Raw genomic sequence first — 10,127 nt, 5'->3', positions numbered from 1 at the left:
CGCCTCGGCCTGCGGCCTTCGCTCGTCCTCAAACGCCGGACAGGCTGATTGATCGGCCCCCTCGGACCTTGGCCCTGCCCGTCGCGCCCTGCGGGTTCTTCGCCTCGGCCTGCGGCCTTCGCTCGTCCTCAAACGCCGGACAGGCTGATTGATCGGCCCCCTCGGACCTTGGCCCTGCCCGTCGCGCCCTGCGGGTCGTCGCCTCGGCCTGCGGCCTTCGCTCGTCCTCAAGCGCCGGACGGGCTCGATAATCGCCCGCCCGGCGCTCAGGAAGATCCGCCCGGCGCTTCAGGAAACCGGCCCGGCGCCTCCGCCGCACCCAGCCCAGCCCGATCTGCTCCGGACCCAAGCCCGTCAGGGCCGCACGCCGCCCCTCACGCCGCCCCTCACGCCGACCCCCGCGTCGGCCTCCGCGTCGGCCTCCGTACCAGCGTCCGCAGGCGGGTCGCCGTCCGGGACGTCGCCGCGTTCCACTTCGCCATCGCCGTCCAGGCCACCCGTACGGCCGAGCGGGGGGCCAGGTTCGCGCGGAGGCGGGGCCAGGTGGGGAGGGCTGCGCGCAGGCCCGTGCGGATGTGGTGGGCGGTTTCCGTGAGGTTCGTGGGGGGCTGTGGCGTCGGGGCGTACAGCACCTGCTCCACCGCGCTCGCCGCCCGGTGCACCGACTCCGCCGCCTCGCCTTCCAGCCTGCCGAGCCGCACCATGCGGGCCGCCGCCTTGCGCGGGGTCAGCGAGTCGTCCGGGGCGATGCCGTGGTCCCAGGCCGTGTCGATGACCTCCCGCCACACGGCCAGCGTGGCGGTGACCGGATCGGCGTCCGGGTGGGCGGCCCGGGCCAGCCGCCGGGACCGTACCCGCACCCGCCACAGCCAGGGCAGCAGCGGCAGTGCCAGCACCGCGAGCACGCCCAGGGAGACCGCGGCCACCGTGGCCAACGGGGTCCCGCCGTCGCCGCCGCCCGTGGCGGCCGGCGGGGCCACCGCGTCGCACTCGTTCTGCTTGCGCAGCTGCGCCGGGCAGGAGGACGACGGGGACGGCGCAGCCGAAGGCCGCGTCGAGGGACCGGTGGACGGCTTCACCGGGTTGGTCGGAGCGCCCGACGGGGTGTCCGGCCGGGTGTACTCCGGGGCCGAACCGCGCGAGGGGGTGGGCTCGAACCGGGTCCAGCCCACACCCTCGAAGTACAGCTCGGGCCACGCGTGCGCGTCCCGCAGACCCACCGACATCGTCCCGTCCGGGCGCGTTTCGCCGGGTGTGAAGCCCACCGCCACCCGGGCCGGTATGCCCAGGGTCCGGGCCATCGCGGCCATCGTGAAGGAGAAGTGGACGCAGAAGCCCTGCTTGTCCTTGAGGAAGCGGGCTATCGCCTCCGTACCGCTGCCGGACTCCACCTGGGTGTCGTACGTGAACCCGCCCTTCACCGCGAACCAGTCCTGCAGCATGACGGCCCGCTGGTAGTCGGTCGTCGCGCCCTTGGTGATGCGGCGGGCCGTGGTGTTCACGATGCGCGGCAGGGTGGACGGGACCTTCGTGTACTCCTGCACGAGCCCCGCCGGAGCGGGCTGGGCGGCGGCCAACTGGTCCGCCGTCGGCCGCACCTGGAGGCTGCTGACCTGGTACTGCGCGCCCTGGGTGGTCTGTCCGCGGTCGCCGACGAGGGTGCGCCCGACCGGCTCGAAGCGCCAGTGCCCGCCGATGTCGACCTTGGTCGCCGGGTAAGGCATCGGCAGCCAGTTCTGGGTGTACCAGCCGGCCGCCGAGACGCTCGTCCTGATCTCGGCGGTGCCGATCGCCGGGCTCAGCCCCTCGGGCTGGGGCAGCACGTCCGGTACGTCCTTGATCTTGCGCTCGGACGACTTCCAGGACGCCCCGTCGAACTGGTCGAGGGCCACGATCCGCAGATACAGGTCCTGGGTGTCCTGCGCGTTGGTGCGGTAGCGCAGCACTTCGCGGTCCTCGGGCTGGTTGAGGCTGTTCTGGAGCGAGACCAGCGGGTTGACCGCCGAGATCGTGCCGCCTCCGCCGCCCTCCCCGCTGCCGCCCCCCGTACCGCCGAGCAGTCCGGTGCCCATGGCGGGCAGCGCGGCCGGGATCACCAGGGCGATGCCGAGGGCGAGCGCCCCGATCCGGCGGCCGGTGCGGACCGGCGCGAGCGGGCCGCTCTCCGACTCGAACGGGGTCTGCGGCCGGTCGGAACGGGCCGCGCCGCCGAACACCCGCCCCCACTGGGAGAGCCGGTCGCGGCCCTCGGCGAGCAGGAGCAGCAGGTAGCCGGCGGCCGCGAGCAGGAACCACAGCCAGCTCGCCCCGCCGTTGGAGAGCCCCGCGGCCACCGAGTACAGCGCGAGCAGCGGCAGCCCGGCCGGGGCGGCGCTGCGGAAGGTCACGGCCAGCGAGTCCACCGCGAGCCCGATCACCAGCGTGCCGGACACGACCATCAGCCGGATGCCGTCGGTGGCGGGCGCCGGGATCGTGTAGCGCCCGACGTCGTCGGCGCCCTGCTGGAGCAGCCGGGAGAGCTGCTCGAAGGCCTCCGGGCCCGGCAGCAGCCCGCCGATGGCCTGTTCCCGGGCGAACACCAGGGTCAGCAGGACCAGCGTCACCACGGCCTGGGCCAGCACCGTCAGCGGCCGCGCCAGCGGCACCCGCCGGGCCAGCGCGCCCACCCCCGCCTGGAGGGCGAGCAGGAACGCGGCCTGCACGATCCAGGTCGCCCGGTCGACGAGCGGCAGCAGGGAGCACGACGCCATCACCGTGGCGCCGAAGGCGCACAGCGCCAGCCGTCCGCGCCCGCTCATGACCACGCCCCTGACATTCCCGCTATCCCCGACGTTCCCGAAGTTCCAGAAGTTCCCGACGTTCCCGAGGGCCACGAGGCGCCGCCCGAAGCGGCCCCCGCGCCCGTCCGTTCCTGCCCCGCCTGCCGCCACAGGTCCGCGAGACGCGCGCCCGGCGGCACGGCCAGCGCCGTCCACCCGGCCTCGCGCAGCAGCCGCAGCGACCGCTCGGCCGGGAGGGGGCCCCCGGGCGGCGGCGCGCCGTGCGTCCACAGGTCGCTGTCCAGTACGAAGGCGAGCGCGGCGCCGCTGCGCCGCCGCATCTTCGCCGCGACCGCGGCCTGCTCCTCGTCGAGGTCTCCGAAGAACCCGACGAGCAGCCCTTCGTTGCCGCCGCGCAGCACGTCGTACGCGCGCGAGAGGCCGCCGCCGTCGGAGTGGTCCACGACCGCGAGGGTGTCCATCATCAGTCCCGCCGAGTCCGAGGAGTCCTGGGTGGATCCGGCGAACCCGCCCGCCCCCTCGCCCGGCACCGAGCTTCCGGTGTCGGTCAGCAGCCGTACCGAATAGCCGCGCTCCAGCATGTGCACCAGCGCCGAGGCCGCGCCCGAGACCGCCCATTCGAAGGCCGAGTCGGGGCCCGCGCCCGCGTACGCGAGGTCACGGGTGTCCAGCAGAACCGTGCACCTGGCCCGCTGCGGCTGCTCCTCGCGGCGCACCATCAGCTCGCCGTAGCGCGCGGTGGAGCGCCAGTGCACCCGGCGCAGGTCGTCGCCGTGCCGGTACAGGCGCGGGATCACGTCGTCCTCACCGGCCAGTGCCAGCGAGCGCTGGCGGCCCTCGCCGTATCCGGCGGCCTCGCCGGAGAGGCGTACGGGAGGCAGCGGCTCGGTGCGCGGTATGACCGTGAGGGTGTCGTAGGCGCTGAACGCGCGCGTGAGCTCGCACATCCCGAACGGGTCGGTGAGGCGCAGCTGGAGCGGGCCGAGCGGATAGCGCCCGCGCAGGTCCGAGCGGACCCGGTAGGACACCTCGCGCTTGCCGCCCGCCTCCACCCGGTCCAGTACGAAACGGGGCCGCGGGCCCAGCACGTACGGCACCCGGTCCTGGAGCATGAGCAGGCCGGTGGGCAGCCGGGAGACGTTGTCGACGCGCAGGTGCACCCGGGCCTCGGAGCCCGAGGGCGCGCGCGCGGGGGAGAGGCGCCGGCTGCCCGCGACCTGGTAGCGCGTGCGGTACAGGACCGTCGTGCTGACCAGGGGCAGCACGGCGAGCAGCAGCCCGACCCGCAGCAGATCCTCCTGGCCCAGGACGTACGCGCAGATCGCGGCGGCGATCCCGGCGGCCAGGAACGACCGGCCGCGTGTGGTCAGCCCGGACAGGGCGGCCCGGGCACCGCCCTTCTCGGCGCTCTCCGGCCCTGCCCCGGCCGGGGGTTCGCCGGCCGCCATCACAGCCGCCGGGTGCCGGGCTGCTGCTGGCCGTAGAGCGGGCCGCCCGCCTGCGGCACGGGGGTGCGCTGGAGGATCTCCAGGACGACCTGCTCGGCGGTGCGGCGGTTCAACTGCGCCTGGGCGGTGGGCAGCAGCCGGTGCGCGAGGACCGCTACGGCGAGCGCCTGGACGTCGTCCGGCAGCGCGTACTCCCGGCCGTTCAGGGCCGCGGAGGCCTTGGCCGCGCGCAGCAGGTGCAGGGTGGCGCGCGGCGAGGCGCCGAGTCTGAGGTCGGGGTGGTTGCGGGTGGCCCCGACCAGCTGCACCGCGTACCTGCGGACCGCGTCGGCGACGTGGACCTTGCGGACCGCGTCGACGAGCTTGACGATGTCGTGCGCGTGCGCCACCGGCTGGAGGTCGTCGAGCGGCGAGACCGCGCCGTGCACGTCGAGCATCTGGAGCTCGGCCTCGGGCGACGGGTAGCCGATCGAGACGCGGGCCATGAAGCGGTCGCGCTGGGCCTCGGGCAGCGGGTAGGTGCCCTCCATCTCGACCGGGTTCTGGGTGGCCACCACCATGAAGGGGCTGGGCAGTTCGTAGGTCTGTCCATCGATGGTGACCTGACGCTCCTCCATCGACTCCAGGAGCGCGGACTGCGTCTTGGGGGAGGCGCGGTTGATCTCGTCGCCGATCACGATCTGCGCGAAGATCGCGCCCGGCTTGAACTCGAAGTCCCGCCGCTGCTGGTCGTAGATGGACACACCGGTGATGTCCGACGGCAGCAGGTCCGGCGTGAACTGGATGCGCCGGACCGAGCAGTCGATGGACCGGGCCAGCGCCTTGGCCAGCATGGTCTTGCCCACGCCGGGGACGTCCTCGATCAGGAGGTGCCCCTCGGCGAGCAGTACGGTCAGCGCGAGCCGTACGACCTCGGGCTTGCCCTCGATCACACCCTCCACCGACCTGCGGACGCGCTCCGCAGTGGCGGTCAGATCTGTGAGGCTCGCTCGCTCGTCATAGGTCGTCACCCGGCCCTCCTCGGCCCATCCCCCCGCTCATGGAGCGGGGGTTACCCCAGTTGCCTGCGGGCCGGCGCACTGGAAACGGAACGGCCCACCTCGAAATACGGACACCGCGCCCGAGGCGTTCGGACGGATGCCACACACCGCATTCTTGTTGCCGTCGCCGCGTTGTGTCACTCGCCTGTGGATAACTGGAGGGGATATGTCGGGAGTTGCCGTGTTTTTGTCCCCGAAGAGACCCCGAAGAGTCGCCGAAGAGTCTCCGAAGCGAGGCGGAAACGAGTCCAAACCCGCTCCGGAGCCACTCCGTGCGCGCTGAGGGGCCGCTCAGGCAGCCGGGTCTATTTCGCGCAGCAGGCCGGTGGTGACGTCGAAGACGAAGCCGCGTACGTCGTCGATGTGGAGCAGGAACGGCGAGGTGCGGACCCGCTGCATGGACTGGCGTACGTCCTGGTCGACGTCGCGGAAGGACTCCACCGCCCAGGCGGGGCGCTGGCCGACCTCGTCCTCCAGCTCGTGGCGGAAGTCCTCGGTGAGTGCTTCGAGGCCGCAGCCGGTGTGGTGGACGAGCATGACGCTGCGGGTGCCGAGCGCCCGCTGGCTTATGGTCAGCGACCGTATGACGTCGTCGGTGACCACACCGCCGGCGTTGCGGATGGTGTGACAGTCACCGAGTTCGAGACCCAGGGCCGCGTGGAGGTCGAGGCGGGCGTCCATACAGGCCACGACGGCGACGCGCAGGACCGGTCGGGCGTCCATGCCCGGGTCGCTGAACGCGTCCGCGTACCTGCGGTTCGCTTCGACCAGCCGGTCCGTGACGGTGCCCCGGTCGCGGACCGCCAGGTGAGGGCGGGCGGGGGGCTCTGCGGGGAGGTGCGCAGGAGTCGACATGTCTATGACGGTAGTCGCCGTAGATCGTTGAGTCTTGTCCTGGGGTCGGAAAAATCCCGTCAACTCGGTCGGTTGTGAGGTAACCCACAAGCGTGGTAATCGGCCACCCGTTCGGGTGAAAAGCGCACCCCGCGACGCGCTGGGCCGTTGATTGACCGAAAGGACCGGTGGACTAAAGTGACGCGAAGTGGGAGGGGCGACACGCTCCGGCCCCACTCGCGGGGACGGATTCCGTATCCACGGACTCTGTATCCACGGCACACGGAGCTCCGCAGCACAGAGCTCCGCGGTACACAGCAGTTGCACGAATTCCCCCCGCGTGCGCGGCGCGCGTACGGCTCGGCCTCCCCCCGCTCGCCGGTCGGCTGACGCCACTTCCCCGGCGCCGGCAGACCTTCCGAGCGGGTGGGGACCCGGCGGTATGCGCCCGGTGCCCGCCGGACCTGAGAGGGCCAAAGTGACAGGGCGCGAAGCGCTTACCGGCGAGGGCGACGGCGGGCGACCGGAGGGGCAGCAGCGACACGTCCCGGTGATGCTCCAGCGATGCCTGGACCTGCTGGCCCCGGCCCTCACCGAGCCGGGCGCGGTCGTCGTCGACTGCACCCTGGGCCTGGGCGGGCACAGCGAGGCCCTGCTCACCCGGTTCCCCGAGGCGCGCCTGATCGCCCTCGACCGGGACAAGGAGGCCCTGCGGCTCTCCGGCGAGCGCCTGGCGCCCTACGGGGAGCGCGCGACCCTGGTCCACGCCGTCTACGACGAGCTCCCCGAGGTCCTGGACCGGCTCGGCGTCCCACGCGTCCAGGGCATCCTCTTCGACCTCGGCGTCTCCTCGATGCAGCTCGACGAGGCCGACCGCGGCTTCGCCTACGCGCAGGACGCCCCGCTCGACATGCGCATGGACCAGACCACCGGTATGAGCGCCGCCGAGGTGCTGAACACGTACGCGCCGGGCGAGCTGGTGCGGATCCTGCGCCAGTACGGCGAGGAGAAGCAGGCCAAGCGGATCGTCTCGGCGATCGTCCGCGAGCGCGAGAAGGAGCCGTTCAGCAACAGCGCGCGGCTCGTCGAGCTGATCCGCGACTCTCTGCCGCAGGCCGCCAAGCGCACCGGCGGCAACCCCGCCAAGCGCACCTTCCAGGCCCTGCGCATCGAGGTCAACGGCGAGCTCTCGGTCCTGGAGCGGGCGATCCCGGCGGCCGTGGCGGCCCTGGACGTGGGCGGGCGGATCGCGGTCCTGTCGTACCACTCGCTGGAGGACCGCCTGGTCAAGCAGGTCTTCGCGGCGGGCGCCGCCAACACCGCGCCGCCGGGTCTGCCGGTCGTGCCCGAGCAGTACCAGCCGCGCCTCAAGCTCCTCACCCGCGGCGCCGAACTGCCCACGGACGAGGAGGTCGCCGAGAACCGGCGGGCGGCCCCCGCCAGGTTCCGCGGGGCCCAGCGGATCCGGGAGGACCTGCGGTGAGCGAACCGGCCAGGCAGCTGCGGGGGCGGGCCGCCCGGCTCGGCAGGCTGCTGCCCGCCGCGGGCGCCCGCGGCGCCGCCCGCACCCCCTTCGTGCTGCTGGTCGTCGTGCTCCTCGGCGGCGGTCTGATCAGCCTGCTACTGCTGAACTCCGCGCTGAACGAGGGCTCGTTCGAGCTGAGCGAGCTGCGCCGCGAGACCACCGAGCTCACCGATGAGCAGCAGGCGCTCCAGCACGACGTGGACGGCCTCTCCGCCCCCGACGCGCTCTCCCGCCGCGCCACCGAGCTCGGCATGGTCCCCGGCGGCAGCCCCCTCTTCCTCAACCCGGACGGCACGGTCAAGGGCGTGCCGTCCGCGGGCGCCGCCCAGCCGTCCCCGGCGCTCAGCCCCGAGCTGGTCCAGGGCGCGGCCGTGATCGTCCCCGCCCCGGCCACCGAGGCCCCGGCCGCCCCCGTGGCCTCCGCGGCGCCCAACGCCCAGCCGCACACCACCCCCGCGCCGGCGCCCGCGCTCACCCCCTCCGGCACGCCGCCGCGTGCCGCCGCTCCCGCCGCACCCCCGGCGCCCGCCCCCGCGAAGACCTCCCCGACCCCCGGCAGGTGACGCAGTGAGCCCCCAGGAACCGCCGCGCCGCCGGGTGCCAGGACCCGCGCGGCCGCGCCCCCAGGCCCGCCCGGGCCAGCGCCGCCCCAAGCCCCCCGCGCGCATAAGGCTCGGCAGCCCCCGGCCCCGGCTGCGCCTGGTCAGCCTGGGGCTCACCCTCGTCATGATCGCGTTCGTGGTCCGGCTGCTCCAGGTGCAGGCGGTCGACGCCAGCGCGTACTCCGCCAAGGCGGAGAGGAACCGGTACGCCAGCTATGCGCTGCCCGCCGAGCGCGGCGAGATCACCGACCGTGACGGCATCGCGCTGGCCACCAGCGTCGACGCGTACGACATCACCGCCGACCCGTCGATGTTCACGCCCGCGGCCAGCAAGACCGACGACGCCCCCGAGCAGGCCGCGGCCCTCCTGTCCCCGCTGATCGGCAAGGACCAGGACGAGATCGCCAAGAAGCTCAAGACGCCCAGGAGCCGCTATGTGGTCCTCGCCCGGCGCCAGACCCCGCAGGTCTGGAACCAGATCAAGGACCTGAAGAAGGTCTTCGCCGAGAAGGCCCGCGCCGGCCAGGCCAAGGGCGGCACCGGCGCCAATGTGCTCGGCGGCGTCTTCAACGAGTCCAGCAGCAAGCGGATCTACCCCAACGGCGACCTCGCCGCCGGGATAGTGGGCTACGTCAACGCCGAGGGACGCGGCGGCGGTGGCCTGGAGTCCCAGCTCGACAAGGTCCTGGCCGGTCAGGACGGCAAGATCACCTACGCCCAGTCCGGCGGCCGCCGGGTGCCCACGGCGGGCACCCGCGAGACCCCGGCGGTGCCGGGCTCGGGCGTGGAGCTGACCATCGACCGGGACATCCAGTGGATGGCCCAGAAGGCCATCACCGACCAGGTCCGCAAGTCCCAGGCCGACCGGGGCTATGTCGTGGTCCAGCGCCCCGACACCGGCGAGGTCCTCGCCATGGCCAACGCCCCCGGCTTCGACCCCAACGACCTCTCGCACGCCAACGCGGCGGCGCTGGGCAACGCGGCCGTCCAGGACGTGTACGAGCCCGGCTCCACCGCCAAGGTCATGTCCATGGCCGCCGTCCTGGAGGAGAACGCGGCGACCCCGCTGACCCATGTCACGGTGCCCAACCGGCTGCACCGGGGCGACCGGCTCTTCAAGGACGACATCGACCACGCGACCTGGAACCTCACCCTCAACGGCGTCCTCGCCAAGTCCAGCAACATCGGCACGATCCTCGCCGTGGAGCAGCTCGGCAAGACCGACGCCGAGGCCGACCAGGTCCTCTACTCGTATCTGCGCAAGTTCGGCCTCGGCGCGCCGACCGGCCTCGGCTACCCCGGCGAGACCCCCGGCATCCTGGCGCCGCCGCAGAAGTGGTCGACCTCCCAGCAGTACACGGTCCGCTTCGGCCAGGGCCTCTCGCTCAGCGCCATGCAGGCGGCCTCGGTGTACTCGACGATCGCCAACGGCGGCGTACGGATCGAACCGACCCTGGTGCGCGGCACCAGGGGCCCCGACGGCCGCTTCACCCCGGCCCCCGCGCCCAAGCAGTCCCGGGTGGTCAGCGAGAAGACCGCCAGGACCGTGGCGCAGATGCTGGAGTCGGTGGTCGGGGACGAGGAGGGAACCGGAGTCAAGGCCCGCATCCCCGGCTACCGGGTCGCGGGCAAGACCGGAACCGCCAACCGGGTCGACCCCAAGACCGGCCGCTACCACGGCTACACGGCGTCCTTCGCCGGTTTCGCCCCCGCCGACAAGCCGGCGATCACCGTCTACTGCGCCATCCAGAACCCGACCAAGGGGAGTTACTTCGGCGGCCAGATCTGCGGCCCGATCTACAGGCAGGTGATGGAGTTCGCGCTCAAGACCCTGCAGATCCCGCCGACCGGAGCCAAGGCGCCCAACCTGCCCGTCTCCTTCGGCAGCACCGACTGAA

7 protein-coding genes are annotated in these 10,127 nt (G+C 73.1%); 3 read left to right on the top strand and 4 right to left on the bottom strand.

The features are described 5' to 3' along the window. Positions 1 to 386: 386 nt before the first annotated feature. From AB0G17_RS31980 to AB0G17_RS31965, 4 genes are all read right to left on the bottom strand, one after another. Positions 387 to 2,798 carry a DUF3488 and transglutaminase-like domain-containing protein gene (locus AB0G17_RS31980; RefSeq protein ID WP_361390240.1) on the bottom strand — a complete coding sequence of 804 codons (2,412 nt, stop codon included), beginning with the start codon at positions 2,796 to 2,798 and terminating at the stop codon, positions 387 to 389. Further along, positions 2,795 to 4,228: a DUF58 domain-containing protein gene (locus tag AB0G17_RS31975; protein WP_361390238.1), complete on the bottom strand. Its 1,434-nt coding sequence runs from the start codon at positions 4,226 to 4,228 to the stop codon at positions 2,795 to 2,797. Before AB0G17_RS31975 ends, AB0G17_RS31980 begins: the two co-directional genes overlap by 4 nt. Further along, the gene (locus AB0G17_RS31970) at positions 4,228 to 5,238 is read right to left on the bottom strand and encodes a MoxR family ATPase (protein WP_361390236.1); all 1,011 of its coding nucleotides are present in this window, start codon (positions 5,236 to 5,238) and stop codon (positions 4,228 to 4,230) included. Before AB0G17_RS31970 ends, AB0G17_RS31975 begins: the two co-directional genes overlap by 1 nt. Before the next feature lie 321 nt (positions 5,239 to 5,559). Then, positions 5,560 to 6,123 (bottom strand): carbonic anhydrase, encoded by a 564-nt coding sequence (locus tag AB0G17_RS31965; protein WP_361390234.1) that lies wholly within the window; start codon positions 6,121 to 6,123, stop codon positions 5,560 to 5,562. 457 nt (positions 6,124 to 6,580) lie between these two features. On the opposite strand from AB0G17_RS31965, the gene rsmH reads away from it, so the two are divergent. From rsmH to AB0G17_RS31950, 3 genes are read left to right on the top strand one after another with little or no spacing between them, the layout of a single operon-like run. Beyond that, on the top strand, positions 6,581 to 7,585 hold the full coding sequence (rsmH, locus tag AB0G17_RS31960) for a 16S rRNA (cytosine(1402)-N(4))-methyltransferase RsmH (protein WP_361390232.1): 1,005 nt from the start codon (positions 6,581 to 6,583) through the stop codon (positions 7,583 to 7,585). Beyond that, a complete protein-coding gene (locus AB0G17_RS31955) occupies positions 7,582 to 8,190 on the top strand; it encodes a septum formation initiator (RefSeq protein ID WP_361390230.1) in 609 nt (202 codons plus the stop codon). Before rsmH ends, AB0G17_RS31955 begins: the two co-directional genes overlap by 4 nt. A gap of 4 nt (positions 8,191 to 8,194) precedes the next feature. Further along, on the top strand, positions 8,195 to 10,126 hold the full coding sequence (locus AB0G17_RS31950) for a penicillin-binding protein 2 (protein WP_361390228.1): 1,932 nt from the start codon (positions 8,195 to 8,197) through the stop codon (positions 10,124 to 10,126). The last annotated feature ends 1 nt before the right edge of the window (position 10,127 follow it).

It is taken from the genome of Streptomyces sp. NPDC023838, from assembly GCF_040639555.1.
Taxonomy (GTDB): domain Bacteria; phylum Actinomycetota; class Actinomycetes; order Streptomycetales; family Streptomycetaceae; genus Streptomyces.
Note: the sequence above shows the minus strand (reverse complement) of the source record. Positions and strands in the feature narration are given on the sequence as shown.